At 63.0% G+C, this 26164-nt stretch carries 23 protein-coding genes; 15 read left to right on the plus strand and 8 right to left on the minus strand.

The window, feature by feature from the left end; genetic code table 11:
- Positions 1-36: 36 nt before the first annotated feature.
- Genes FSZ31_RS00435 through FSZ31_RS00445 form a run of 3 tightly spaced genes read left to right on the plus strand, consistent with a single transcriptional unit; the run spans position 37 to position 4332 of the window.
- Positions 37-759, plus strand: coding sequence for a fimbria/pilus periplasmic chaperone (locus FSZ31_RS00435; RefSeq protein WP_236643602.1), 723 nt, complete (start codon positions 37-39; stop codon positions 757-759).
- Between the two features lie 4 nt (positions 760-763).
- The gene (locus FSZ31_RS00440) at positions 764-3268 is read left to right on the plus strand and encodes a fimbria/pilus outer membrane usher protein (protein ID WP_147121108.1); all 2505 of its coding nucleotides are present in this window, start codon (positions 764-766) and stop codon (positions 3266-3268) included.
- A gap of 2 nt (positions 3269-3270) precedes the next feature.
- A complete protein-coding gene (locus FSZ31_RS00445) occupies positions 3271-4332 on the plus strand; it encodes a hypothetical protein (protein ID WP_147121109.1) in 1062 nt (353 codons plus the stop codon).
- Here FSZ31_RS00445 and FSZ31_RS00450 read toward each other — a convergent pair.
- Positions 4327-4752 (minus strand): hypothetical protein, encoded by a 426-nt coding sequence (locus FSZ31_RS00450; RefSeq protein WP_147121110.1) that lies wholly within the window; start codon positions 4750-4752, stop codon positions 4327-4329. The two genes, FSZ31_RS00445 and FSZ31_RS00450, sit on opposite strands and share 6 nt — an antisense overlap.
- A 363-nt stretch (positions 4753-5115) precedes the next feature.
- Here FSZ31_RS00450 and FSZ31_RS00455 point away from each other — a divergent pair, with 363 nt between their 5' ends.
- From FSZ31_RS00455 to FSZ31_RS00495, 10 genes are all read left to right on the plus strand, one after another.
- Positions 5116-5826 carry a helix-turn-helix domain-containing protein gene (locus FSZ31_RS00455; protein WP_147121111.1) on the plus strand — a complete coding sequence of 237 codons (711 nt, stop codon included), beginning with the start codon at positions 5116-5118 and terminating at the stop codon, positions 5824-5826.
- 344 nt (positions 5827-6170) lie between these two features.
- Positions 6171-6704, plus strand: a complete 534-nt coding sequence (locus FSZ31_RS00460; RefSeq protein ID WP_161595904.1) for an aspartyl/asparaginyl beta-hydroxylase domain-containing protein — start codon at positions 6171-6173, stop codon at positions 6702-6704.
- Positions 6701-7666, plus strand: a complete 966-nt coding sequence (locus tag FSZ31_RS12755) for a hypothetical protein (protein WP_161595905.1) — start codon at positions 6701-6703, stop codon at positions 7664-7666. The genes FSZ31_RS00460 and FSZ31_RS12755 overlap by 4 nt, the downstream gene beginning before the upstream one ends.
- Positions 7663-8547 carry a sulfotransferase domain-containing protein gene (locus FSZ31_RS00465; RefSeq protein ID WP_161595906.1) on the plus strand — a complete coding sequence of 295 codons (885 nt, stop codon included), beginning with the start codon at positions 7663-7665 and terminating at the stop codon, positions 8545-8547. Before FSZ31_RS12755 ends, FSZ31_RS00465 begins: the two co-directional genes overlap by 4 nt.
- A gap of 62 nt (positions 8548-8609) precedes the next feature.
- The gene (locus tag FSZ31_RS00470) at positions 8610-8894 is read left to right on the plus strand and encodes a PqqD family peptide modification chaperone (protein ID WP_147121114.1); all 285 of its coding nucleotides are present in this window, start codon (positions 8610-8612) and stop codon (positions 8892-8894) included.
- A gap of 316 nt (positions 8895-9210) precedes the next feature.
- Positions 9211-11019 (plus strand): asparagine synthetase B family protein, encoded by a 1809-nt coding sequence (locus FSZ31_RS00475; RefSeq protein WP_147121115.1) that lies wholly within the window; start codon positions 9211-9213, stop codon positions 11017-11019.
- Complete coding sequence (locus FSZ31_RS00480; protein WP_147121116.1) at positions 11016-11645, plus strand: sulfotransferase family 2 domain-containing protein; 630 nt, start codon at positions 11016-11018, stop codon at positions 11643-11645. Before FSZ31_RS00475 ends, FSZ31_RS00480 begins: the two co-directional genes overlap by 4 nt.
- Before the next feature lie 4 nt (positions 11646-11649).
- Positions 11650-12540 carry a glycosyltransferase gene (locus tag FSZ31_RS00485; protein WP_161595907.1) on the plus strand — a complete coding sequence of 297 codons (891 nt, stop codon included), beginning with the start codon at positions 11650-11652 and terminating at the stop codon, positions 12538-12540.
- Complete coding sequence (locus FSZ31_RS00490; RefSeq protein ID WP_161595908.1) at positions 12537-13355, plus strand: sulfotransferase; 819 nt, start codon at positions 12537-12539, stop codon at positions 13353-13355. Before FSZ31_RS00485 ends, FSZ31_RS00490 begins: the two co-directional genes overlap by 4 nt.
- Complete coding sequence (locus FSZ31_RS00495; RefSeq protein ID WP_147121119.1) at positions 13352-14116, plus strand: sulfotransferase family 2 domain-containing protein; 765 nt, start codon at positions 13352-13354, stop codon at positions 14114-14116. The genes FSZ31_RS00490 and FSZ31_RS00495 overlap by 4 nt, the downstream gene beginning before the upstream one ends.
- Here the strand turns inward: FSZ31_RS00495 and FSZ31_RS00500 are convergent, their stop codons facing one another.
- Genes FSZ31_RS00500 through FSZ31_RS00515 form a run of 4 tightly spaced genes read right to left on the minus strand, consistent with a single transcriptional unit; the run spans position 14117 to position 20782 of the window.
- On the minus strand, positions 14117-17347 hold the full coding sequence (locus tag FSZ31_RS00500; protein WP_161595909.1) for an FG-GAP-like repeat-containing protein: 3231 nt from the start codon (positions 17345-17347) through the stop codon (positions 14117-14119). It abuts the gene before it with no gap.
- Positions 17348-17402: 55 nt separating this feature from the next.
- A complete protein-coding gene (locus FSZ31_RS00505; protein ID WP_147121121.1) occupies positions 17403-19160 on the minus strand; it encodes an ATP-binding cassette domain-containing protein in 1758 nt (585 codons plus the stop codon).
- A 6-nt stretch (positions 19161-19166) separates the two neighbouring features.
- Entirely contained in the window at positions 19167-19700 is a 534-nt protein-coding gene (locus FSZ31_RS00510; protein ID WP_147121122.1) for a lasso peptide biosynthesis B2 protein, read from the minus strand.
- Positions 19697-20782, minus strand: a complete 1086-nt coding sequence (locus tag FSZ31_RS00515) for a nucleotidyltransferase domain-containing protein (protein ID WP_161595910.1) — start codon at positions 20780-20782, stop codon at positions 19697-19699. Before FSZ31_RS00515 ends, FSZ31_RS00510 begins: the two co-directional genes overlap by 4 nt.
- A 135-nt stretch (positions 20783-20917) precedes the next feature.
- Between FSZ31_RS00515 and FSZ31_RS00520 the strand changes: the two genes are divergently transcribed.
- On the plus strand, positions 20918-21745 hold the full coding sequence (locus FSZ31_RS00520) for a carbon-nitrogen hydrolase family protein (RefSeq protein ID WP_147121124.1): 828 nt from the start codon (positions 20918-20920) through the stop codon (positions 21743-21745).
- Between the two features lie 65 nt (positions 21746-21810).
- Here FSZ31_RS00520 and FSZ31_RS00525 read toward each other — a convergent pair whose 3' ends face one another.
- Both FSZ31_RS00525 and FSZ31_RS00530 read right to left on the minus strand, forming a co-directional pair.
- Complete coding sequence (locus tag FSZ31_RS00525; protein WP_147121125.1) at positions 21811-22806, minus strand: NADPH:quinone oxidoreductase family protein; 996 nt, start codon at positions 22804-22806, stop codon at positions 21811-21813.
- Complete coding sequence (locus FSZ31_RS00530) at positions 22803-23678, minus strand: N-acyl homoserine lactonase family protein (RefSeq protein ID WP_147121126.1); 876 nt, start codon at positions 23676-23678, stop codon at positions 22803-22805. The genes FSZ31_RS00525 and FSZ31_RS00530 overlap by 4 nt, the downstream gene beginning before the upstream one ends.
- Positions 23679-23777: 99 nt before the next feature.
- On the opposite strand from FSZ31_RS00530, the gene FSZ31_RS00535 reads away from it, so the two are divergent.
- Entirely contained in the window at positions 23778-24290 is a 513-nt protein-coding gene (locus tag FSZ31_RS00535; protein ID WP_147121127.1) for a sterol desaturase family protein, read from the plus strand.
- Positions 24291-24472: 182 nt separating this feature from the next.
- Here the strand turns inward: FSZ31_RS00535 and FSZ31_RS00540 are convergent, their stop codons facing one another.
- Complete coding sequence (locus FSZ31_RS00540; RefSeq protein WP_147121128.1) at positions 24473-26125, minus strand: thiamine pyrophosphate-binding protein; 1653 nt, start codon at positions 26123-26125, stop codon at positions 24473-24475.
- Positions 26126-26164: the final 39 nt, after the last annotated feature.

The following is a 26164-nucleotide window of genomic DNA, read 5'->3' on the forward strand; positions in this document are numbered from 1 at the left end:
GGGGTTTGAATGTTCAGAACGATAAAACTGGCCTTTATGGCAGCACTGGCGTTAACCATGAATCCGACCCCTGCGGTCGCGATGACGGTGCAACCGGTGGTGATCAACCTGACCACCAGCGGGCGCGGCATGACGCAGGTGATCACGGTCGAAAACACGTTCGCGACCACGCTGCCCGTCGAGCTGCGGATCCAGGAACTGATCGTCAACGAAGACGGCGTGACCCTGACCGGCAACGACCCCGGCGACTTGCTGGTTTTCCCGCCCCAAGCGCTCATCGAGCCCGGACAAACCCAGTCTTTTCGCGTCCAATATGTCGGCGATCCTGATCTGGCGGCGAGCAAGCATTACTACATCACCGTCGCGCAGTTGCCGGTCAAGCTACCCGAAGGCCAGTCGGCGATCCAAATCCTGTACAATTTCCAGGTTCTGGTCAGCGTTGCGCCGACCGGCGCGAAACCCGACTTGTCGGTCAAGAGTGCCGAGGTAGGCCACAACGCCGACGGCAAGCCCATTCCGATCATCGTGCTGAGTAACGCGTCGGCAGCCCATGGCTATCTGTCCGACGGTCGGCTTCGCATCATCCAGCGTGATGCGTCGGGGACCGAGGTATTCCGCCAGTCGCTCTCTGGTCCCGAAGTCCAGCAGACAATCGGTTTCGGTCTCGTCGGAGCCAATCAGACGCGCCGCATCTCGGTGCCGATCGTCCTGCCGCTCGACGGCGGAACGGTTGAAGCCAGCTATTCGCCAGAGAGGTGATCCGATGATCCGGACCCATTTTCGATCGGCGTTGTTGCTGGGGGTCGGCTCGGCCCTTTTGCCGACAGTCGCCTGGGGCGCAGACGAACCGCTCGAAATCCCCGAAACGGCTGCGCCGACCCAGAGCAATGCGGATTCGGCTCAAATCGGTTCTCGGCTCAATACGACGGGACGCCCGATCATACTTACGGTCCCGGCCAAGGACGGCGCCAATTATCTCGGCGATATTGCCCTGACGATCCAGGTTGACGACACGCTCGAATTCCCGACGCAGCGCGCGTTACAACTGCTGAGCCAGGTCCTCAGCCCCGATTATTTCCTGACTCTGGAAAAAAGTCTTGGCCTGCAGCCATCCCTGTCGCCCAACGATTTCGTGTCGTCGGGGATCAAGGTCAGCTACAATCCGAGGACGCTCGAGCTTAACTTCATCATTCCTGCCGAACTGCGCATATCGCGCTCGGTGATCGTCAGCCCGCTCGATCGCGATCGCATCGGCAGCGTGATCGAGCCCGCCGGTTTCAGCGCCTATCTCAATATCCGCGCGACCGCCGACTATATCCATGCCGGCGGGCCGACCGGATTCAATGAACCGCTGATGATATTGGACGGTGCCGCACGATTGGGCGGCGTCGTCGCCGAATCCGAGGCAATCTGGCAGCCGGGCGTCACCGGCGTCGATTTCCAGCGGCTCGGATCGCGTTTTGTTTACGACGACCTCAAGAACCTGGTGCGCTGGACCGCCGGCGACCTCCAGCCGCTGGCCCGCGGATTTCAGAATTCACCCGATATTGCGGGCCTGTCGATCTTCCGTTCGTACAGCGTCCTGCAGCCGCAACAGATCATCCGGCCGCGCGGCGATCGCAGCTTCCGGCTCGACCGGCCGTCGACGATCGAGGTCGAGATTAACGGCCAGATCATCCGCCGGCTCGAGCTCGCGCCCGGCAACTACAACCTGCGCGATTTTCCGTTCGCCCAGGGAGCGAACAACATTCGCCTGTCGGTGCTCGACGACAGCGGGCGGAGCGAAGTGCTCAATTTCAGCCTGTTTCTCGACCAGACGCAGCTGGCCAAGGGGCTAAGCGAATTCGGCCTCTATGCCGGCGTCAAAGCGCCGCTCGGGCTGCGCGGGCCGCATTATACCAACGATTATATCGCCAGCGGATTCTACCGTCGCGGGATTAGCGATTTCCTGACGGTCGGCGTCAATGCGCAGATCGACAAGGACTCGCGCCTACTCGGCACAGAGGCGGTCGTCGCGACATCGGTCGGTACCTTTGCCACCAACCTCGCGCTGTCGGATATCGATGCCTATGGCAGCGGCTATGCCGGCACATTGACATTCCAGCGCCTGATCCAGCGCGCCAACGGACAGGCTGATACGCTCAACCTGTTCGCCGAGACGCGCAGCGCCAAATTCGGGCCGGTCAGCAGCTTCTATGTCTCCAATCCGTATGATTTCGAAGTCGGCGGCGGCTATTCCCACGCATTCACCGACCAGTTCTATGCCGGTTTCGACGCGCGCTATTCGCATGGGCGCGGCGCCGAAATCGACCTTCACAGCTATCGATTGAGCGGCGGGTTTCGCATTTCGCCGACCGCCAACCTGACCGGCGATGTTCGCTATGAAAAGGACACCCGCGGATCACGCATCGGCGCATTCGCGTCGCTGACGATCCGTTTCGGCCGCTATACGACCGCGCGCGCCGATTACGACACCCGCGACAATCGCGCCCGCGTCTCGTTCCAGACGCTTCATGGACAGGGGGTCGGTTCGTACAACATCACCGCCGATATCGATCGGTCGGACAACAGTTCCGGGTTCAATTTCAACGGCAATTACATCGCCAACCGGGCCGAACTGGGGCTCAGCCATTTTGGCTCCTTCACCGACGATTTCGGCCAGCGCACCAGCGAACGGACGAGCTTGCGCGTAGGCACATCGCTGGCCTTCGCCGACGGCGCGTTTTCGGTCGGCCGGCCGATTTACGACAGCTTTGCGATCGTCTCACCGCATCGCAAGCTGGATGGGACCGACGTGCTGCTTGATCCAACCCCCTATGGCTATACCGCCAACAGCGGAATGTTGGGCGCAGCTACGCACCCCAGCCTGAGCTCCTATGCCGACCGAACAATTACAGTTGATGCCCCCGATGCCAAGGCAGGCACCGACCTAGGCCAAGGGTCTTTCCACCTCTTCCCGCCTTATCGCAGCGGCTATCGCCTTGTCGTGGGGTCTGAATACGGGGTCACGGCAGTCGGCACGATGGTCGATGTCGATGGCGAGGTCGTCTCGCTGGTCACCGGCACCGCGACCGAGCTGGCACATCCCGAACTACCACCGGTGACGATCTTCACCAACCGCCAGGGACGTTTCGGTGCGACGGGCCTGGCACCGGGCAAATGGCGGATCGAAATGCTCGACTCCAAGCAATCGGTGTTCGAGATTGATATCCCCGACAATGGCGAAAACATCGTCCGTTTCGACCAAATTTCGCCAGTAAGGAATTGACGATGAAGACGATTTCTCTCGTATTACGTTCGGCCGCAGCGTTGCTCGCCACTGTCGCAGCGACGAGCGCCGCGCAGGCCGCAACATGCGGCATTTCCGGAAACGCCACGGCCTCACCCGTGCTCTACGATCCGTTCAATCCGGCTGGTCTGCCGCAAACGAATGTCCAGCTGAACCTTACGCGTATCAATGGTGCTGGCGGTCAGAAAACCGACATCGTCAGTTTTTACCTCAAATCGAACAATTCGGCGGCCGATGGTACGTCGATCATTCCGGTCTCGGTCACCGGCGACGTCAACACTGCCGGCACCGGGCTTGAGATTTTCTATAACTACGCGGCGACTCCACCGACGGTTGCGCCGACCTCGCTCAATCCAACGGGAGCCAACCGCTTCCTCAAGATCGAGTTCACCGGCAACAATGCGGCGTCGGACACTGCGGTGGTCAATTTCAAGATTACCCTGCCGGCCAATCTCGATCTTACTGCTACGACAAACCTGCCATTCGATGCGATATTCGCATGCAGCACCACGGGTGGCGGATCGCCCACGCAGCAGACCGGCCAGATCAGCAATGCGGTTCAGTTCCCGGTCACCGTCCTAAGCGCCTTGCAAGCGAGCTATGCCGGCACGGCGCTCGATTTCGGGGAAGTCGGCGACAAGACGACGACGCAAGTGCTGGCGACGCCGGCAAGCTATACGACGCCCAGTATCAACCGTGTCAGCGTCCGCAGTTCGGGGCCCTATTCGGTCACCCTGTCGTCGCAAAATTCCTATCGGCTCACCTATCCGGGCGGCAATCTCGCGATGCCCAACCAGGTCCTCAACTACAAGCTGATGTTCCTGGGACAGACAAGGAGCAATGCCAGCCCCAGTTTCAGCCCAGTCACCTGCTTGCGCGCCGGCGTGCCGGCGAGCGAGGCCGATCTGTTACCTGTCGTCGCAACGCTGCTGGAAGGCGGCTTCGGCAAATTGGTTTCGGCCAACTATGCCGACACGCTCACGGTGACGATTGCCCCGCTATTGTCGGGTGCCCCATCGCAACAAAACTGTCCTGCCCTATAGCGGGTCAATCCGGAACGAAATCGTGCCGCTTTCGACGCCTTCGGGAAGATCGAGAACGATGTCACGTGTCGCGATGGCAGCATGGGTTGACTCGACGATCTGAGTCGAACCGGCAGCATCAAGGCCAATTTCGCGACCATCGACAATGATTTTCGCCGACGCGAGAGATGGCGAATAATCGGCATGGATCGCATAGCCGTTCGGGCTATTGCAGAACTCCTTGAGCGAGCCGAGGCTGACCTGACCCTGCTCGGGAGCGACCATCGACGCGCCAACCGACGCTCGGCAAATAACCGGAACAAATCCGCTGATGCCCAGAGTGAAGGTGCTCGATGCAATTTCGACATTGGGGACATTGCCGGTTGCCGGCGCTGACAGCATGGTCAATGCCGCCAATCCCAGATAAAATGATTTGTTCATGCTCGGTCTCCAGATAGGAGATCGGGTGATACGGCATATGGTTTGAAGATATGGTGGATGTGGTTAGTTAATCGACGGTTATCCTTGGCTCGATGGTCGATCGAATCATGCAGATCCGCTAGCCTAGCTTAACAATATGCCCCCGATTTCGGCCAAGTGCAGCTCACTTTCTCGCCAAACTCGGAACGGCAGCTGACAGCCCGACAGCGCGCATTTCACTTCGACGATTCCTGCCGTCTTGATGCCCATATTTGACTGTTCGACGTGTGGCCAATAGATGCATTTATGACGATCAGATCCGGCAGCATAAATCCTACCGAAAATTCACTGTTTTAGAATGGTTTAAGGAAGCGTGATCAAGCCATGCCGATAAATGCTGCGATTGTGCGAGAGGATGCGGAAACCGGACAGCGGCGTGACGAGCGAATCCAGGTCTTGTTTGAAGTGCCGGGGTCGGGTGCGCCAGAGGACGGTATAAGGGCTATCGTCCACAATCTTTCTGTTTCCGGTCTGTTGTTGGAAACCGAATTTGCCTTGGTCCTCGGACAAACATTCCAGGTTACCTTGCCCGAGGCGGGCAATGTTGCAGCGACGGTTGTTTGGCAGAGTGAGGCGTACGCCGGATGCAGCTTTGATCGGCCCCTGACAGCCGCTGAATTAGAAGCGGTACAGTTGCATTTTCCGCCGCCTGAAAAAGGGGATTCCGAATCCGAAGCGCAAGCCGATCAGGCGCTCGAGACTTTGGCGGGCAATTTGCAAAGGCTGAGAGAAGATCGCGGTCTGAGCCGCGCCCAGCTTGCTGGTTTCTCGGGATTGAGTACGCCTTCGATTTGGGCTTGGGAAAATGGCCGGACAGTTCCTCGCAAAAAGAGCCTGCTTGCCTTGGCGATCGCGCTTGGCATCTCGGAAAACGATTTCTCCGAGCGCAAGGATTTCAGACTGGAAGAAACAACAGCGTCGCAGGAATGGCTCGAGGAAAGCGAACTCCGGAAATCTGTGGAGAGCAGCAAAGAGCGGATCGCAAAGGTGGCGGGCGTCTCGGTTTCCAATATAAGGATTCACATCGAATATTAATGGTGCTCGTGTGCGCCCGATTCGATGCCGGAGAGTCTGTTCGGCCGAGGTGACCAAGGCGAGCAATGCGATCAACGCATCGAAGCGGGAGGGTCAGGACGCGTCGTCGGCGCTTCGAATCGCGCCTCTGTTCCATCGTCGGCTTTCCTCCCCGCCCAGGTTTTAACAACTTTGCCAGCTCTCGCGCGGCGCAACCCTTATCGAACCGGTTTGACGATGTGCGGCCTTCGCCATAGAGCCCATGTTCAGGCCCATTGCGTGCCAGCTTGACGAAGGATCGCGATTCTATGGGGGCGAGCGCGGCGACAGTCGCAAAACCTGACGGCGTGCTGGAATTGTGTCCGGTGGACATCGGTCCGTTGCTGGCGCGGGTCAGCGCAATTTCGGAGAGAGTCTGGAGGGGCGAAGACGCGCTCAAGGAAAACGATTTTGCAGTTTTCCATCACACGCAGCACATCGTCTTTCGCTTTATCGAAGGCAATCGCGATCCCGAGACCTTCTATTCCAACCCCGCGTGGATGGCCTGGCAGAGCCTCCTTTTGCCCGTGATGGAACAGGCAATCGCGCCATACGGTTTCCGCGCGCCGCAATTTCCCAAGGCAATGCTCGCGCGGCTTGCCGCCGGCCAGGTCATCGATCTGCATCGCGACGGCGCCGGATCGAACCTCCTGACGCACAAGATCCACGTCCCGCTGATCACCAACCCGCAGGCGTTCTTCGTTTCCGAACAGCGCCGTTTCCATCTCGCCACCGGCCATGCCTATGAGGTCGACAACATCAAGCCGCATGGCGGGATCAACCGCGGCGCGGACGACCGCATCCATTTCATCTTTGAAGTGTACGATAGCGCGAAGACAGCTGGCGCGCCCGATCGATGACCGCCAGCGTTCGCGATCAAACGCATGACTATTGCGTTTACGGCCTGACGATCGCCTCGGTGCTGCGGCTGCCGCATCTGTTGCCCGCGACGCTCGTCGGGAAGCCCGCCGATGTCACGATCGACTTTGCCGACCTTTCGTTCGATGAATTCGGAGACGGGTTGAGCTTTCGCAACTGGCAGGCCCGCGAGGGGAGGCTGCTGTTCCACGCGCACGCCATCGGCCTGTTCGAAATCAGTGACGGCAACCGCATCCTGGTCGATCGCACGGCCATCGCGACCGATGCCGATGTCGTATCGATCGTGCTCGGCACGTGCATGGCGGCGCTGTTACAGCAACGCCGGATCCTGCCGCTGCATTCGAGCGCAATCGTCACCGATCGCGGTGCGGTGCTGACGATCGGGCGCTCCGGCGCGGGCAAGTCGACGCTGCTGGCCGGGTTGCTGCAGGCGGGCTGCACGATGATGGCCGACGACGTGACCGGGATCGTCTTCGACGAAAGCGGTACGCCGATCGCCCTGCCCGCCTTTCCCGCAATGCGCCTGTGGGGCGATTCGCTTGGCATGATCGGGCACGACAGCGCTCCGCTGGCGCGCGTGCGTGACGACATCGAGAAATTCTACCTGCCGGTCGAGCGGTTCCGGGCCGATCCCTTGCCGGTCCACATGGTCATCCTGCTCACCAGCAACAACGATACCGAAACCGTAGTCCGCCCAGTCCCGCTCGCGCAGCGCGTCGAGTGTCTTGCACGCTATGTCCATCGCAAGAATTTCCTGCGCGGCCTCGGTCTCCAGCAATACGGCTTCAACACGGTGACGCGGCTCGCACAGAGGATCGAGATGGTATCGATCAGCCGCCCGTCGCTCAACCCGCGCCCCGGAAAAATGGCACGCCATGTCCTCGATCACCTCGCCGCTGCGGATGTAGGGGTATCGAAAGATGCGGCCGTAGTGGCGAGGTGAGCGCAGAGTCGCCCCCACCGCAGTCCATCGTCTGGCTCGCCTCCTATCCCAAATCGGGCAATACCTGGTTGCGCGCGATGCTGACTCACCTGCTCGATCCGGCGGATCGACCGCTCGACCTGTCGGACCTTGTCGGCGGTGCCGTTGCCGAGAATCGCCATGCGTTCGACGACATATGCGGCATCGATTCGGCCGAATTCAGCTATGCCGAACTGTTGCCTTATCGATCGATATTTCATCATCATCTGGCGTTGGAAAACCCGCATCCGTGCTTTGTGAAGACGCACGACATGCTCGTCGCCGACGACAGGGCGGCGCCAATGTTTCCTGCCGCGGCCAGCGCAGCGGTGATTTACCTCGTCCGCGATCCTCGCGATGTCGCCGTGTCATTCGCCCACCACGCCGTCGCGAATATCGAGACGACCATCGAGCGCATGGCCGACTCTTCGGCGATGCTCAACCAGTGGCCCGACCGGATCAGTCCCTTCCTGCCCGTCCGGCTGGGCAGCTGGAGCGATCATGTCGAAAGCTGGACCGGGCAGAACGATATTCCGCTGCTGTTGCTCCGCTATGAAGACATGCTCGCCGACCCGGTCGCATCGCTCGGTCGGGTCACCGCGATTGCCGGGCTCGACGTCACCCCGGCGCAATGCGCCGCCGCGGTCGAGGCCACAAGCTTCGAACGCCTGCAATCGATCGAACGGGCGACCGGCTTCGTCGAGAAACCGGCCAATGCACCCCGTTTCTTTCGCGCCGGCAAAAGCGGCGGCTGGCGTGATGTCCTGACACCGAACCAGGTCGAACGGATTGTCTCGGACCATCGCGCGACGATGGAACGATGTGACTATCGCACCGATTTTGGCACAACCATAAGTCGCTAAATACTTGCCAATGCGCCGCAAATCATCTGATAATTCGCGTTCAATCGGAAGAGGAAATAGTTTTGGCAGATCTGGATATCCAACACACCGTCATTTCGCGCGCGGCCTCCGTCCTGTTCAACGATTTCGACGATGGCCTAATGATGATGGACATCGACAGCGGCAATTATTTCGACATCGATTCAGTGGGTGCGAGCGTGTGGGCCATGCTTGAGACACCCAAGACGATCGACCAGATATGTCGCACCCTAACCGCCGAATACGATGTTGATCTCGAGACATGTCGTCAACAAACGTCCGACTTTATTGGCGTTTTGCGTGCCCAAAAGCTGGTTGATTTGGCCTGACGAATCGATTCCTCGCTTGACCAAAGAACAAAACAAAGGTTAAATTCTGATCAACCTGTTTCAATAACCGGACTAGGGGAACGATTATGAGCGACAAGAAAAATTCCGCCGGGTCGGCGCCGCGCAAGACTTGGTCGCCTCCGCAGATACGAACGGTCATTCCCGTGCGCCGCACGCGTGGTGGGCCGATCACTTCGGCTCCCGAGCAACCCTTCTATTCCGTCTCCTGATATTTTGAGACTGACCGATTCGTTCGCCTAGCGTCCGAGGGCCAACGTCGGTTTTCGGGATCATATCCTAGTAAAAAGCAGAGCCAATGCACGATATTTGCGGTGCATTCGGGCGTCGCTTGCTTCAGACGACAGACGGCATCGAAGCCGTTATTCTTGCTCAAGCGACGAACTCACCGGGCCCATTTTCTCGCGAAGCGACCGGCCCGGCGACCTTTGCCGCGTTTCCTACAAAGTCCAACAGCTGCGGCAGCGATGGGCTTCGCTGCGATGGCGATCTCATGATCGTGGCCGACTCCCGTATCGATGATCGGGATCGGTTGCTCGATACGCTCGGGCTGACAGCAGCAGACGATCTCGCGCTCATCGCCGCCGCCTATCGCCGATGGGGCGAAGAATGCCCACATCACCTGTTGGGTGATTATGCATTCGCGATTTACGACGCCGCCCGGAACCGGACGTTCTGCGCGCGCGATCATATCGGCGCACGTCCGTTTTTTTATGCGCTCGACGATCAGCAGTTTCTGTTCGCCAGCGACAGCAAAGCGCTGCTTTCATCGCCAGCGGTCTCCGATGAACTCGATGACGACTTTGTCGCGAGCGCGCTGCTCCAGCGCCGTTTTGCGCCGCGCGACCGTAGTTTTTATCGTGCCATCCGCCGGCTGGAAGCCGGACACTGCCTGACGGTTTCAACCGAATTCTGCCAGCTGCGCCGCTATTGGCGACCCGAAAATGTCGCGCCGATCAACCTGCCCGACGATGACGCGTATGTCGCCGCCGCGCGCGATATGCTCGACCGGGTGATGGACGATGCCGTGGCCGGTATTGAAACGCCTGCCGTCCATTTGAGCGGCGGCCTCGATTCGTCGCTCGTCGCCGCGCTTGCCGTGCCCAAGCTGCGGCGGAATGCCTGGTCCGATCCGGTTGGCTATTGCTGGCACCAGCTTCGCCCCGATGCTCTACCCCAGGAGGAGGCGGGCTTGACCGAGGCCATTCGCGCGCGGCTCGGGCTGCGCGTCGAGTCGCCCGAACTTAGCGCTGCGGAAATGGCAGACCTGTTCGGACGCGACTGGACGTGCGAACCCGACATCCGAAACCTGCTCCATGAAGCCGCGATCCAGCGCGATGCCAGCGCCGATGGCGTTGACGTTATCCTGTCGGGTTGGGGCGGCGACGAAGGCATTTCGTTCAATGGGCGGGGTCGTATAGCCGAATTACTCTGGCAAGGCCGGTGGTCGCGTTTGTTTAACGAGGCTGACGGTCCCGGTCCAAAACAACGCTTGCGCGTTTTCTACCACGCTTTGCGCCAGCTGATCTCGGGCGTCCTCCCGAAAGGACTTTCAAGCCCGCGAGGCCGAACTGGCCAAAGCTTTGTTGATCCCGCTTTGCTGACCCGAACGAACCCGTTTCCCACTCTTCGAATCCGCGAAACGAGCGTCCGGCAGGTTCTCCATGACCAGCTCGAAGTCAATGCAACGACCCAACGGATTGAAGACTGGGCGTTAAGCGGTCGCCGGCATGGCATCGAATATCGCTACCCTCTGCTCGATCGCCGCATACTCGAATTCATCTATGGCCTGCCGCCGCACCTGTTCCGCCAGAATGGAACGCGGCGTTGGCTGATGCGAGAGGTCTCAAAGGGCCTGCTCCCGGACTCGATTCGCCTCAACGACAGCAAGTTGGAACCGATCCGGTGCGCCTGGCTCGAACAGGCCCTGACCGACGCGATGGTTATCGTTGCCGATCGCCTCGATACGCGTGCGACAGAGCCGAGTAGGGCGCGGTATCTCGACATGCCGCGGCTGCGCGCACGCCTCGCCGCAATCCGCGCGGGCACGATGACCGGGCGCCCCCAGGCGTTGCGTCTGGCGCTCCAGTTCCTCGACTTCGCATGATCCTCTCGTTCAGCCGCAATTTCGCGTTCGTCGCAATTCCCAAGACGGCAGGCCATGCGATCCGCAATGCGATCCGGCCGCTGCTCGCGCCCAACGACTGGGAACAGTGCACGCTCTACGAAACGCGGCTGTTCCCTGTCTCGGCGCTCGCCGCAATCGGCCACGGCCATCTCGGATGGGACGACGCTGCCCCGTTCCTGTTGCCCGGCCAGTGGGACGCGATGTTCAGCTTTGCCGTCGTGCGCGATCCCTACGACCGCTTCGTATCCTATGCGCATTTCCATTTTCGCGAGACGACGGCAATGCGCGACGATCCGCTCGGCACGATGAAGGCGGTGCTCGGCGATCCGGTTCGCAGCCGCCATATCCTGCTCCGCCCGCAGCATCGCTTCGTCTGCGACGAGGCCGGCGCGCTGCGCGTCACGCGCCTGTTGCGCCATGAGACGCTCGACGTCGATTTTGCCGCGATAGCCCCCCGGCTCGGCGCGGACCCCGGTTCGCTGCGCCGGGTCAACGCCGTGCCGCGCATCGCGGGCGTCGAACTCGACAGCGAATTGCGCCAGATGATAAACGAACGCTATGCGCGCGATTTCGCGCTGTTTGATTATCCGGTCGAGGACCGCTGAGCCGATGCCACAACGCTGCGCCAAGCCATCGATCGCTCTTGCCACCGTCACCTCGCCCTCGTTCCTCGTCGGGACGCAGGTCATGATTCACTCGTTCCTCGCGCACAATCGCTGGTTCGATGGCGATATCATCGTCTTCTGCGCCGATCCCGACGATCGCGTCGCGCCCACGCTCGAGGCGCAATTCCCGCGCGTGTCGTGCCGCCGGGCCTCGGCCGAACTTGACGCAGCAATCGATCACCTCGTTGCCGCGCGTCCAGACCTTGCCACCCGACGCGATCGTTTCCTGTCGCTCGAAAGCTTCGCGCTGACCGGTTATGACAAGGTCCTGTTCTGCGACAGCGACCTGCTGTTCCAGGGCGATGTCGCCGGACTGCTCGATGGCGAAACCCGGCTCGTCGCCTGTCCCGATGGCGCGATGCTGCGCGGCAACCGGCGCGACCGCATGACGCTCGAGGAAATCGCCGCGGACGATGGTGACCCGTTGGCGACCAGCTTCAACGCCGGCCTGATGCTGATCGACGCCGCGCTACGCGGTCCGGCGATCGCCGAGGCGCTGCGCGCGCGGCTCGCGCCCACGGCATGGCAAGCAGTTCTGTCGCAGCATACCGACCAGGCCGTGCTCAACCTCGAATTCCACGAATGCGTCACGCTGGTCAGCACCGCCTACAATTTGATGATCGGCCACCGGATCGATTCGCATGCCAGCGAGCCGGTCCGGCTCAGTGAGGCCAAGGTGCTGCATTTCAACGGCCAGGCCAAGCCATGGCGGATGGACCGGCAGCTGGCAGGCGCAAGTCGCGACGCAGCGCTTATCGAGGCGCTGCGCTATTGGTACGACGCCTATCTGGCGATGCTCACCGCGCACCATTTCAACCAGGGGCGGACCGCGTGAACGACCGGGTCGTACGCGACGACGGAGCCCCTTCGGGCGGCAGCACGGCGAACCTGTTCATCCTGGCACCCAACAACAGTGGATCGACCTTTCTGGCGCGTGCGCTCGCGCAGTCGAGCGGTGCATTGTCGTTGCCGCGCGAAGGGCAGCATGTCCCGGGCTTTCACGGGCCGAGCACGCGCGGCACGGGTACGCGGCTGCTCTGGGCGGCGGACCCCGGCGCGATTGCCCTGTTCCGCGACCCGACTGCGTTCGATTGGATCCGCACGCAGCGCGCCTGGCTCTTCCACGCCGAGGCTGCGAGCCCCGACGCGTCGATCCTCGTCGTCGCGAGCCCGCCCTTCGTGCTTTATGCCGACCAGCTGCGCGCGCATTTCCCCGACGCGAAGTTCCTCATCATGGTGCGCAATCCTTATGCTGTCGTTGAAGGCATCTGCCGGCGCGCGGATCCTGGACCGATCCCGCCGGGTGAAGACCGTCGCGTGGTCGCGGCACGCCATGTCATCACCGCGATGCGGTACCAGCGCGACAACGTCGCCGCGCTGGGCGATCGCTCGACCTGTTTCACCTATGAGGCGATGTGCGATACGCCCGGCGCAATCGAACACGCGATCGCGGCGCTCATTCCCGCGCTTGGCGACGTCACGCTCGATCAGAGGATCAAGGTGAAGTCGCTCTACGACGAACCGCTGCGCAACATGAACGCCGATCAGATCGCCCGCCTGTCGCGCGACGATATTACCGCGATCAACAGCGTCTTTGCGAGTGATCACGAGCTGCTTGAAAGCTTTGGCTATCGGCTGATCGAAGCATGAGTTCGCCGGACATCCCCCTGCCACCCTTGTGGATATTCCTGCACGTCTCCAAATGCGGGGGAACGACGCTCCAGGCGCATCTCGAAAACCATTTCTCCATGGACGAGAGCTTCATCACGTTTTCAAACTGGGGTCGCCAATATCGCAAGCGCCTGGGTCGCCCGGAATTTGCTGATCGACCTGCTGACGAGCGGATCAAGGCCAAGGTCCTGAGCGGACATCAGACGTATTACGGGATCGACGCATTGGTCCCCGAACCACGCGACGTGCGGTATTTCACCGTCGTGCGCGACCCGGCCGAACGCTGCGTCTCATTGTACAATTTCCGGCGCAGCCGCGGCAAGGCGGCGGGCAGTTTCGACGAATGGTACGAAAGCTATTACGACGTCGAGCATCGCAATTTCATCGTCGAGCATTTTGCCAGATGCCTTGCCGGAGCCGACCTCCCCGACCCTCCCGAGCGAAGGCTCGCGCTGGCCAAGATGCTGCTCGAACGCTGCTGGTTCGTGACGACGACCGATGCTTGGGACGCCGGCCTGGCGCTGGTCAGCGATGCCATGGGCATCGCGCACGATTGGCGTCATTATCGCCGCGCCGACAAGGCTATCCCCTTGCCGTCGTCGCATCCGACCCAGACCGAGAGCCTGCAGCGCCATTTCACCCTCGATGAGGCGACCCGCGCGCGGATCTATGCCGACTCGGCGCTCGATCTCGATCTCTATCGCTGGGTCCAGGCCAATCACTGGCCGCGCACCGACTAGTCAGCCCTTGCTGCGCCGTACGACGAGTTCGGCATTGGCCGGGATCGGGCCGTCGATCCTCGTCCGTGCGCCATCGCGCCAGACGACCTCGATCCGGCGCACCGAATTCGCCTTGCCGAGGCCAAAGTGCGCCTGAGGTGCATCGGCGGAAGCAAAGCCGCCGCTCTGGCGGATGTCGCGCATCTGGCGCGTGCCGTCGGTGTTGGTGACGACGATCTTCGCGCCGATCCCGGCCGAATTGCCGATCGCGTCAACCAGCCTGATCCATAACGCGCTGCCTGCAGGATGATCATTGCGATGAACGATCGGCTGCGTCGTCGCCGACGCACGGATGATGTCGACATCGCCGTCGCGATCGTAATCGAGCAGCAGGTAGGTCGATGTCGGCACCGTATCGGCCAGCCCTGCGCGATCGGTCGCGTTCCCGAACCCGAGGCCACGATGATTGCGGTAGAAGGTGTTGGGCATATAGCTGCGATGAACGAGGAAACCCGTCGCGACGAACAGGTCCTGCCAGCCGTCCTGGTCGAGATCGACGAACTTGGCATTCCACGCCCAGCCGGGCTGATCGACATGGAGCGCCTTGGCACGGTCTTCATAGCTGCCGTCGGCGCGGTGCTCGAGAAAGACGTTGCGCCCCCTCACGCCGCCGACATAGCCGCGCGCGATCAACTGGTCGGCACCGTCTTTGACACGCGGCCCGTTGGCCAATTCGCACATCTGGCGCCAGTCGCTCCATCGCGCGGGCATTGCCTCGCATGCCGACGCGTCGGCGCGATATCCTGACGCCATGATCGCACTGCGCAGCGCACAGGCCGTGCGATATTGCGTTTCGCCAATCTCGTCACAACGAGCATAGAGCCCGTTCGCAGCGCGATAGGCAGCAACCCGGTTACGCAAATCGATGAAACAGCGACTGCGGTCGTCGGGCGCGGTGCCTACGTCGCTGCAATAGGTTTCGCCGATCTTCCATTGCTCCTTCTTGCGCCTGAAGGCGATCTGCGCGGCATAGAGATCCGGCGAAAGATCATTGTCGAGATCGCCGGCATCGAGGCTCATGGTCGTCGAGGTCAGCCAGGGAATCAGCCCATCTTCCTTTTTCGTCAGAACGAAGCGGCGATCGCCGCGGTTGAGATAGACCTTGTCCGATGTCGAAACATCGTCGCCGATCAGGATGTCGGGGCGGCCGTCGGCATTGATATCGGTAATCAGCGAGGTGAGCGATTCGCCGGGCAGGCCGTCGAGCAATTGCGGCGTGAACCGACCCCCATCGTTCCACAGGATGCGGTCGCGCGACGACAGCAGGAAGGGCGCGTGATTGTTCCCCGTCGTTCCGATCGTCCAGTTGGCGGCAAGGATATCGACATCGCCGTCGCCGTCGAGGTCGGCAAAACCCGGCGCGCCGATCATCGCGGCATCGCCGTTGGGCAGGCGGACAAAGTCGGCGACGTCAAAGCCGCCGTCATGGTTCCAGAAAACATAGGCGCCGTGAAGATAGCTTGATGCAAACAGGTCGGGGCGATCGTCGCCGTTAAGATCGACGAACGCGAGCGCGTTGATGAAATGTCCTTCGAGCGGACCCAGGTCGACCGCCTGCCGGACAAAGCGGCCCCCGTTATTGGCGAACAGCGAGATGCCGCCATGCGATGCATCGCGCGCGATCGCGACATCGGTCCAGCCATCACCCTGGATATCGCCCGCCGCTATGCCCGCGTACATTGTATAGGGCTCGACCATCTCGGTGCCCGACAAAAACGGCGGCACGTCGATGCCGATTCCCGGACCGGACAGGCGCGTGAACGCCGCACTTCCGGCCGTCCCGGCCGTCCCCGCCATCGATGCCACAGCGGGCGCGATCGCCAGTCCGATTTGGCCAGCGCCGTCATGCGCGACCGGTCGGTCAAATGGCGAATAGCCAATCGCCCCGGCGGAAAGTTTCTGGGTCATGCTCGCGCGGCTGTTTATCTCGGCGCGATCGGCCGGCGCATTGGCAAAATCCTTGGCGTCGTGCAGCGTCGCGATCGTATTGGCATGCGCTGCGGTGCGGATGCTGCCGTCGATCAGCTGCGCAGCGACGCCGCCAAGCGCCGCGATGATCGCGAGGATCGCCATCATCGTCGCTGCCACGCGGACCGATATCGCGCGCGCAATGATGAAGAAGGAGTAGATGCTGAACGACCCCAGGCCGAGCAGCATCGGCACGACGAACTTTGCCGGCCAGCCCGAATTGAGCAGGACGACGGCCATGATAACGTCGAACGCGATCGGTACCGGCAGGAAGATCGCGACCGCAGCAACGACGCCAACCAGGAACAACGTCTTGGCCAGCGGACCCGACAACTCGATATGATAAAGCAGTTCGCTGAACGGGAAGATCGAGACCAGGATCGACCCCAATATGCCGGCGATGAGCATCAGCGGTACGGTCACCGCGGCGATGAAAGCGAGGTTGCGCAGATAGGTCCGCGCCAACCAGCCGAGCGCAGCGATCCATCCCAGACCGGGCGCCCACAGTTCCTGTTCGGGACGCAGCCGTTCGAGCGTCCGTATGATCCAGCTGCGTGGCTGGTCGTGTTCGAGCTTTGCAACGGCGCCCGGGCTCGTCGCCGCGGCTTCGCGAACGAAGACATAACGCGTCAGCAGCGGGATGCCGACCAGGATAAAGCCGAGCATCGCTATGAGCTTGATAGCCGCCATATAGGTCGGCAGCAGCGCGAACGACATGCTGACCACGATGACATTGAGCGTCGGCGAGGCGATCAGCGCCGCGAGCGTCGTTTCGAGCCGCATGCCCGCGCCGTGCAGTCCGCGCGCGATCGGGGCAGCGCAATTGACGCAGACACCGAGCGGTGCGCCGATGACCGCGCCGAGCGCAGCATTGGCGAACGGATGCTGGAACTGACGCCGTTCGATCAGGCCCAGCAGCGTCAGCGCGCAGGCCGCGAACAACACGCCGAAGGTCATTCCGCGCCAGTTTGTATAGCCCCAGTTGATCGCGTTGGCGGTGATGTCCCACCACAGGCTGCTGTTGGGCAGGACCTCGACCAACGTATCGAACGAGATGCCTGTCAGTGGAGAATCGCCGCCCATCGAGGCCTTGAGATTGAGCGAAGGGTAACGCGATTGCGTCCAGAAATAGAGAGCGATGACCAACGTCAACGCAGCAATCAGGATGAAGCGACGGTCGCGCAGAACGGCCCGCCCGGCCGGCGAGCTTGTCACAGTATCCATCGCCATCCCCCCCGCGCGTATCGCCGCTAATGCCTAAAGTGGATTAACTCTTTAATCAAACGCTTCCGCCTGCCACTCCGTCCTCCGCTATCACGATGCGATAGTCGGCCATCGCGTTGAGCGCGGTCGAGTGGCTGATGCAGATGATGCACTTTGTTTCCGCCAGGGTGCGCAAACGTTCGAATATCTCGGCCTCGAGCGCGGCATCGACCGCCGACGTCGCCTCGTCGATGATCAATATCGCCGAGGGACGCAGCAACGTGCGGGCAAGGCACAGCCGCTGCCGCTCGCCACCCGACAACCGGCTGCCGCCGTCGCGGATCGAATGGTCGAGCCCTTCGGGCAGGTCGGCGACGAGATCCTTTGCTCCCGCCGTCGCCAGCGCATCCCACAACGCCGCATCGCTCGGCGCGAGATTGGGCCAGCAGAGATTTTCGCGAACGCTGCCATCGAACAGGAACGGCTCCTGCGGTGCAAAGGCGATCCGCGCCTGCCACGCCGGGCACTGCGATGCGGTGAGCGCCAGCGGCCCCGCCACGACCGTTCCCGCGCTCGGCAGGTAAAGTCCGGCGAGGAGCTCTGCCAGTGTCGACTTGCCCGCCCCCGACGGACCGCCGACATGGACCAGGCCGGTTGCCGGGATGTCGATATGCGCGGCCGACAGCAGCGTCTTTTCGGCGCCTTCCTCTCGCGTCGTCACCGTCACGTCGCGCAGTGAAATCGGGTAAGGCGTCGCATCGAACCGCGCGGGCGGCTGGTCGATCTCACGGCCATTGGGGCGCTGGCGCTCCATGTCGCGGCGCAACCGTTCGGCAACCGCATAAGCGGGCAAGGCGAAGGCAACCGACTGGAGACCCGACAGCGCGGTCGAAAGCGTCGGCACCAGCCGGATGATCACCGCTCCCATGACGAGCAGCTCGGCGCCCTTGAGTCCGACCAATCCGTAGCCGATCATCAGCAGCGCGACCGCGGCCGCCGCGCCGAGCAATTCGATCGCGCGGCGCATGCGCCCCTGCTGTGTCGCAAAGTCGATAGAGATCGCGCGCGTATCGGCAATCGCGGCATCGAACCCGCCAATAAAAACCGTCTCTGCGCCATAGACCTTGGCCGCCTTCAGTCCTTCGAGGAAGCGCGTGGTCCAGTTCATGACCTTGCGGTTGCGCAGGCTCAACGTTTCACCCAGCCGTCCGCTGCGACGGCTCCAGACCAGCGCCGTCGCGGTCGCCAGCGCGATAACGCCGAGCAGGATCAGGCCGATCGCGGGGCTGACCACGAACCCCGAGACGACATAGGCGGCAACCAGCGTCACGGTGACGAGCAACCGTGTCAGGAACTGGATCGCGACCGATATCCGGGCGATGTTCGTCGTCATGTTGTTGAGCAGATCGGCGCGTTGCATGCGCCGGATGACGGGCCAGTCGGCATAGGCGATCGTCGCGAACAGGCGGCTGCGCAGGTAATCGACATAGCCTTGCGTCAGCAGCGCCATGCGCCGGTCGCGGTGGATCAGGACGACCGATCGGACGAGCATCACCACCAGGAAGATGGCGCACAACAGCGCCATCTTCTCGATCACCTGATCGAATCCCCATGCGTTCAGCTGCACGTCCATCTTGGCTGAAAGCGACCCCGGCCTGGTTTCGCTGGCAAAAACGAGCTGTGAAATCGGCAGCAGCATGACGAGGCCGATCCCCTCGAGCACGCTCGCAATCGTGACGACCAGGATCGCAACGGGCAACCGCCGCCCGGCATAGCGATGGATCGACGCGATCAGCTCTCGCCAGTCTCCCGCAGATTCGATCGGCTCTTGCACGAGGCCCTAGCTATCCGACCGGCGATTGGTGAACGCGCGATAGCTTGCAAGCTCTTCCTGGCCGGTCAGGCAGACGCCGCCGAGCATCAGCCAGGCATGGAGGTCGAACGGCTGAGCATCCTGGCCCGGGCGCGCGCCGAAATGGATCTGGGTCGCGATGTTGCGGCGCCGGAGCATCCAGCGCGCGGCCATCGCCTGCGGCAGGCAGACCGCTTCGAACGGCATTCGCGAGGCCGTCCGACGGACGTGCCGGCCGACCGACCTGGCCCGTGCCAACGTCGCGTTATCGGTTGCCAGTGGCGCCTCGTCGCCTTCCGGTGGGGCGATCGGACCGATCGTCCGCCGCCAGAAGCGGAACGGCACGAACCTGACGAGCAGCCGCGCGACCGCGAGCGCCGATACCGCCTCGACCCATGCTCCGCTGCGTCGTACGACCTTGCTGATTGCGCCCACTCCCATGGCGATCACTATGGACGAGACGGTGCGATTGGCAAGATACGCGCCCTCGCGCCCGCGCTGGCGAAATCGCGCCCGGCTCATTGCAGCAGTCGTTCGAATTGCGTCAGGCTCGCCATCGCCACGCGCCGCGCGAGGATCGACGGGCGAGGAATGGCGCCCGCGAAGACATGCCACGACGCGGTCGGAAAGCTGTCCTTGCGCAATGGCTGCGACGGTGCGGCGGGATCGCTGCCGCACAGCGAGGCGCGATAGGCGACGACCAGCCTTTGCGCTGCGGCATGCGAACCCTGGTCTTCGACCCAGTCTTTCCAGGCGTCGTGCAGGCTGCCGGCAAAAACCTCTTCGACCAGCCGCAGGCTGGCAAGGATCGCGGGGGTGCACTCATAGCTCTCGGCAAGGCTGCGCAGCGCGGCGACCCGATCATCGTCGACCGTTCGGAGCAGCGCGCTCAGGTCGGCGAGCCATTTGAGTCGCGGCCAATAGCCCATCGCGCCATGGAGGATCAGGTAGAGGACATAATGGTTGTTCGCGATGCTCGCGACGGTTTCGTCGCGCGTTGCCGAGATGAAGTCCGGCGTCAGCGTGCGCGGCTCGATCGGGAACAGCCTTTGGTGCAGTTCGATTGTCCGCCCCGTCCCCGGCTCGTCAAACCCGGTATCCTTGAGGACGCGCATCCGCCAGGCCGGCCAGCGCGATCTCATGGCGCCGATATCGAAACAGTGGAGATACCCCGCCGCGCGCATCACGTCGCACGCCGCGCGCGCATCTGCCGGGGCGATCAGGATATCGATGTCCTTCGCATGGCGCGCCGCACTATCGCCGTAGAGCTGCTCGCCGAGCTGCGCTCCCTTGATCGCCACCGAGGCGATGCCATGCGCCTCGAGCAACGCGGTCGCGTCGGTGAGCGCCGCGCGCTGCGTCAGCGTGCGTTTCGCATTGTTGCGATAGAGACCAGTCAGCGCGCGCGCTGCGGCCTCGTCGACCCGCTCGGGATCGGCGCGCCTGGCGGCGAGGTGGAGCAGCGGCCCGACGCGATGGCGGCTGCGCGCGAATTCGACCATCGCCGCATCGACCTGCGGCGGCTCACCGCGCGGATCGAGCCCGAGCGCCGGCCGCAACAGGTCGGCAAGCGCCTCGACCGTCGGATCGCAGGATAATGCCACGCTGATCGCATCCCCCATAGTGTCGACCTGCCCCCATTGCGGTCGCATCGTCGTAGCGCCTCGCCGGCCCGACGCCAACGCCCATCGCCCGCGATCGACCATGGACTTCGCCCCACCAGCGGTTAGGCTGGCGGCATGCGTATCGCCCTTTTGCAAATGACGAGCGGCATCGATCCGGTCGCGAATACCGCGGCGATCGTCGATGCGATCGGCGCGGCGAAACGCGGCGGCGCCGACATGCTGTTCGCGCCCGAGATGGCGGTGCTGCTCGATAGCGACCGGGTGCGATCGGCATCGGGAATCGTTGTGGAGAGCGATTCGGATGCTCTGAAGGCGATTTGCGATGCCGCGCGCGACGAGGGCATCTGGGTCCATCCGGGGTCGCTGCCCCTGCTGTCCGAAGGGGACGAAGGGCGGCGGGTCAATCGCAGCTTTGTCATTGATAATACGGGTAAAATCCGCGCGCACTATGACAAGATCCACCGTTTCGACGTGACGCTGGCGAGCGGCGAGAGCTGGCGCGAATCGAACGTCTATGACGGCGGCACGCGCGCGGTGGCGGTCGATACGCCGTGGGGGGGGCTGGGCCTCGCGATCTGTTACGACCTGCGCTTCCCCGCATTGTTCGATGCGCTGGGCAATGCCAGGTGCGACATGATCGCGCTGCCGAGCGCATTTACCGTGCCGACCGGGCGCGAGCACTGGCACGTCCTCATCCGTGCGCGCGCGATCGAGAGCGCGTGCTTCATGATCGCGCCCGCGCAGACGGGCGAACATGAAGACGGGCGGCGCACCTATGGCCATTCGCTCGTCGTCGACCCGTGGGGCCGCGTCGCGCTCGACATGGGCGAGGAGGCGGGGCTCGGCTTCGCCGACATCGATATGCAGCTCGTCGCCGATGCGCGCGCGCAGATCCCCGTGCTCGACCATCGCCGGACGATCGGCGAGGCCGAGATTTATTGAGTCTTTCCTGGCTTCCGCCAGACCCAGCGCGAAGGGACAGCTTTCTGCTGTCCCGACTCAACGCATCACATCGTCACGACCAGCTTGCCGACCGCCTGACGCGAGGCGAGCTTGGCGATCGCATCGCCGCCCTGTTCGAGCGCATAGGTTTCAGTGACGCGCGGCGAAATCTTTCCCTTGGCCCACAGGTCGAACAGGCGTGCGATGTGCGCGGCGTTTGCCTTTGGATCGCGCGCGGCGAAGGCACCCCAGAAGACTCCGCAGATGTCGCAGCCCTTGAGCAGGGCGAGATTGAGCGGCGGCGCGGGGATGCCGGCGGGGAAGCCGACGACGAGATAGCGCCCCTGCCACGCCATCGATCGCAGCGCGGGCTCGCAATAATCGCCGCCGACGATGTCGAAGACGATATCGGCACCATGGGGGCCGAGCGCGTCCTTGAATGCGCCCGCCAGTGCCTTCGACGCATCCTTGTCGAACGGCGCGCGCGGATAAACGACGACGTCGTCGGCTCCGGCTTCGCGCGCGATTTCGCCCTTGGCCTCGCTCGACACGCCCGCGACGACGCGGCCGCCGAACGCCTTGGCCAGTTCGATCGCGGCGATGCCGACGCCGCCGGCGGCACCGAGGATCAGCACGGTCTCACCATCGCTCATCCGGCCGCGGTCGAGCAGCGCATGGATCGCGGTGCCGTAGGTCATCAGCAGCGCTGCGCCCTGTTCGAACGAGAACCGGGCGGGCAGCGCATAGGCCGAGGCTGATGCGACCGCGACGGTTTCGACAAGGCCGCCAAAGCCGGTCGCGGCGATGACGCGGTCACCGACGGCAAAGCCGCTGACGCCTTCGCCCAACGCGCTGACGACACCCGCGATTTCGCTCCCCGGCGCGAAGGGGCGCGGCGGCTTCAACTGGTATTTATCCTCGATGATCAGCACGTCGGGAAAGTTGATCGCGCACGCCTTCACGTCGATCAGCAGCTGGCCGAGTCCGGCAACGGGCGGATCGATGTCCCTGAAGACAAGCGTCTCGGGCCCGCCGGGCGCTTCGCTGAGCAGTGCCCTCACTTGGCCGACGCCCTGGCGGCGGGGACGAGGCCGATATCGGCGGGGTCGTGCTGGATAACGACGGTCGCGCCAGCTTCTTCGGCAATGCCCTTGAAGCGCTTGAGCGATTCGACGCTCGCCGCCTTGTCGGTGTTCCACGTCGGCACGTCGTCGGCGTCGTAATTGGCGTGAAAATGCGCGACGTCGCCGGTGAGGAGATAGGTCTTGCCGGGCGTGACGACCTTCAGTCCCGTGTGGCCCGGCGTGTGGCCGGGCAAATCGAGCATCACGACGCTGCCGTCGCCGAACACGTCATGATCGCCCGAGACCGGCTCGACGCTGCCGCCGTCCTTGGCCCAGTGCGCATAGGGCGCGACGTTGAGCCCCGCGTCGGGCTGGGCTGCGGTGATCGCGTCCCAGTCGCCCTTGCCGGTGAGGAGCTTGGCATTGGGGAACATCGCGAGCTGGCCGGTGTGGTCATTGTGGAAATGGCTGATCCCGACGATGTCGATATCGGCAGGTTTGATGCCGAGATCGGCGAGCTGATCGACCAAGCTCCGCGCGAGCTCCATCGTCCAGCCCGCGTCATGCTGTGGCCCCTTGCCCGCGAGATCGCCCGGCAGACCGGTATCCCACAGCATCAGCTGGTCGCCGTGGCGGATCAGGTAGCAGCTGTCGGTCAGCGTCTTGTGGACGCCCTTGTAACTGCCCGCGACCGAGAAGACCGACAGGTCGGAGACCTCGATCGTGCCGCAATCGAGCCGAGCAAGCGTAACGCTCTCTGCTGCATCGGCGGTCTTACCGGCTTCGTTGGCGCGGGCGTCGGTCGGGGCGCTCTGCGAGCAGGCGGCGAGAATGGCCAGAAACGTTAGGGTAAGTGGCAATCGGGTCATGGTCACGGTCTCCAGTCGGGGCAGGTTCGGGCGCACGCTAACATCGGCGCGGCGGCTGGCAAGCTTCCAATCGCACCGGCGCGCGCCTATCTTGATAGCATGTCCCCACTCGCCGCCCTGTCGATCATTCTTGTCACCGTGCTCGCCATGGAGGGCGTCGCCTGGGCGAGCCACAAATACATCATGCACGGCTTTGGCTGGGGCTGGCACCGCGACCATCACGAACCGCACGACAATATGTTCGAAAAGAACGATCTCTATGGCATCGTCGGTGCGGCGATTTCGATATCGCTGTTCGCCTATGGCCGCTGGGGAAACAGCGGCGCGGGCTGGGAGCCGGCGACGTGGATGGGGGTCGGTGTCCTCATCTACGGCATCATCTACACCGCGATTCACGACGGGCTGATCCATCAGCGCTGGTTCCGCTACGTGCCCAAGCGCGGCTATGCCAAGCGCATCGTCCAGGCGCACAAGCTGCACCACGCAACGCTGAGCAAGGAAGGCGGGGTGAGTTTCGGCTTCGTGGTTGCAAGGCGTCCCGAGGCGCTCAAAGCCGACCTCAAGCGCCAGCGCGAGGCGGGGCTGGTGACGCTGAGGGATTCCGAGGTTTAGTCCCCCCGTTTTCGCGCACTCCATATTCGTCATTGCGACCCCGGACTTGATCCGGGGGAAGCAAGCTCCGCGAAGCTGCCACACTATCCGTAATGGCCAGCGCCGCCTGCTCGGCCATCTCATCCTCGCGATAGATTGCCGCGCGGCTGCGCCGCTCGCAATGACGGAATTGCGCGTGGACGCTATGTCTTTCCCCGCAACGCGGTGATCGTCGTGCCGAAGCTGATCCGGTCGGGGTCGGTCTTGAGGTGGAGCAGGCGGACGCCTTTTTCTGCCTGCGCGCGCTTGAGCGCGGGGGCGAAGTCGGCGGTCGCATCGACGGTTTCGGCCCAGCAGCCGAAGCTCTTCGCAAAAGCGGCGAAATCGGGATTGGCGAGACTGGTCGCCGAAACGCGGCCGGGATATTCGCGCTCCTGGTGCATCCGGATCGTGCCGTAGATGCCGTTGTCGACGACGATGACGAGCATGTCGCAATCGTGCGCGACCGCGGTCGCCAGCTCCTGCGCATTCATCAGGAAACAGCCGTCGCCGGCGAGTGCGACGACCTGGCGGTCTTTGTGGCGTAGCGAAGCGGCGATCGCGGCAGGCAGGCCATATCCCATCGAACCCGCGGTCGGGGCGAGCTGTGTGCCGTAGCCGGCGTAATGCCAATAGCGGTGCCACCAGCCCGAATAATTGCCCGCGCCGTTGCAGATGATGCTGTCGGCAGGCAGCGTGTCGCGCATGGCTTTGACGACCATGCCGAGATCGAGCGGCGTGTCGGTCGGTTCGGGCGTCGACCAGGCGAGGAAATCGTCGTGCGCCTTTTTACCGCAGTCGAAATCGATCAGCTCGTCTGGCCACAAGGCGGCGGTCTCGGCGAATTCGCGCATGTCGGCGCAGATCGCGAGGTCGGTGCGATAGACGCGGCCAAGCTCGTTGGGATCGGGATGGACGTGGACCAGCAGCTGGTCGGGATGGTCGGGGGTGATGACGCTGTAACCGTCGGTCGTCGCCTCGCCGAGCCGCGCGCCGACGACGAGGACGAGGTCGGCGGTCCTGACGCGCTCGACGAGCTTCGGATTGGGCCCGTAGCCAAGGTTGCCGGCATAGACCGCGCAATCATTGGGCATGGCGTCCTGGCGCCGGAAAGCCGCTGCCACCGGAATCCCGATCCGTGTCGCAAATTCGCGCAAATAATGCGTCGCACCCGCGTCCCAGCCCGCCCCGCCGATGATCGCCACCGGGTCGGTCGCATCCTCGAGCAGCTTCATCAGCGCGTCCATCGCCTCTGGTGCGGGCGATTGCGCAGGCGGCGCGACGCGCGGACGATCGATCGCCTCGGCGGTTTCAACGAGCATGTCCTCGGGTAGCGCAAGCACGACCGGGCCGGGCCGCCCCGACATCGCGACGCTATAGGCGCGCGCGACATATTCGGGGATGCGTTTAGGGTCGTCGATCCGCGCCGCCCATTTGGCGAGCGGGGTGAACATCGCGGCGAAATCGACCTCCTGGAATCCCTCGCGGTCGCGCATGCCGCGATCGACGTCGCCGATGAACAGGATCATCGGCTGCGAATCCTGCATCGCGACATGGACGCCGATGCTGGCGTTGGTCGCGCCGGGTCCGCGCGTGACGAAGGCAATCCCCGGCCGACCGGTCAGCGCGCCATCGGCGCAGGCGGAATAGGCGACGCCGCCCTCCTGCCGACAGACGACGGTCTCGATGGCAGGCGTGTCGTGGAGCGCATCGAGCACCGCGAGGAAGCTTTCGCCCGGCACGGTAAAGATGCGGTCGCAGCCCTGTTCGACAAGCTGATCGACGAGAATACGGCCGCCGGTGCGCGATTGGGTCATGCTATTCTTCCCTCGGTCGTCATTGCGGGCGCAGCGACG

This window comes from Flavisphingopyxis soli (genome assembly GCF_007995095.1).
GTDB classification, from domain to species: Bacteria; Pseudomonadota; Alphaproteobacteria; order Sphingomonadales; family Sphingomonadaceae; genus Flavisphingopyxis; species Flavisphingopyxis soli.

Excerpts from the sequence above, each read along its gene's own strand:
- FSZ31_RS00435 (WP_236643602.1), top strand. The coding sequence starts at position 37 with ATGGCAGCACTGGCGTTAACCATGAATCCGACCCCTGCGGTCGCGATG.
- FSZ31_RS00440 (WP_147121108.1), top strand. The coding sequence starts at position 764 with ATGATCCGGACCCATTTTCGATCGGCGTTGTTGCTGGGGGTCGGCTCG.
- FSZ31_RS00445 (WP_147121109.1), top strand. The coding sequence starts at position 3,271 with ATGAAGACGATTTCTCTCGTATTACGTTCGGCCGCAGCGTTGCTCGCC.
- FSZ31_RS00450 (WP_147121110.1), bottom strand. The coding sequence starts at position 4,752 with ATGAACAAATCATTTTATCTGGGATTGGCGGCATTGACCATGCTGTCA.
- FSZ31_RS00455 (WP_147121111.1), top strand. The coding sequence starts at position 5,116 with ATGCCGATAAATGCTGCGATTGTGCGAGAGGATGCGGAAACCGGACAG.
- FSZ31_RS12755 (WP_161595905.1), top strand. The coding sequence starts at position 6,701 with ATGACCGCCAGCGTTCGCGATCAAACGCATGACTATTGCGTTTACGGC.
- FSZ31_RS00475 (WP_147121115.1), top strand. The coding sequence starts at position 9,211 with ATGCACGATATTTGCGGTGCATTCGGGCGTCGCTTGCTTCAGACGACA.
- FSZ31_RS00480 (WP_147121116.1), top strand. The coding sequence starts at position 11,016 with ATGATCCTCTCGTTCAGCCGCAATTTCGCGTTCGTCGCAATTCCCAAG.
- FSZ31_RS00485 (WP_161595907.1), top strand. The coding sequence starts at position 11,650 with ATGCCACAACGCTGCGCCAAGCCATCGATCGCTCTTGCCACCGTCACC.
- FSZ31_RS00495 (WP_147121119.1), top strand. The coding sequence starts at position 13,352 with ATGAGTTCGCCGGACATCCCCCTGCCACCCTTGTGGATATTCCTGCAC.
- FSZ31_RS00500 (WP_161595909.1), bottom strand. The coding sequence starts at position 17,347 with ATGGATACTGTGACAAGCTCGCCGGCCGGGCGGGCCGTTCTGCGCGAC.
- FSZ31_RS00510 (WP_147121122.1), bottom strand. The coding sequence starts at position 19,700 with ATGAGCCGGGCGCGATTTCGCCAGCGCGGGCGCGAGGGCGCGTATCTT.
- FSZ31_RS00520 (WP_147121124.1), top strand. The coding sequence starts at position 20,918 with ATGCGTATCGCCCTTTTGCAAATGACGAGCGGCATCGATCCGGTCGCG.
- FSZ31_RS00530 (WP_147121126.1), bottom strand. The coding sequence starts at position 23,678 with ATGACCCGATTGCCACTTACCCTAACGTTTCTGGCCATTCTCGCCGCC.
- FSZ31_RS00535 (WP_147121127.1), top strand. The coding sequence starts at position 23,778 with ATGTCCCCACTCGCCGCCCTGTCGATCATTCTTGTCACCGTGCTCGCC.
- FSZ31_RS00540 (WP_147121128.1), bottom strand. The coding sequence starts at position 26,125 with ATGACCCAATCGCGCACCGGCGGCCGTATTCTCGTCGATCAGCTTGTC.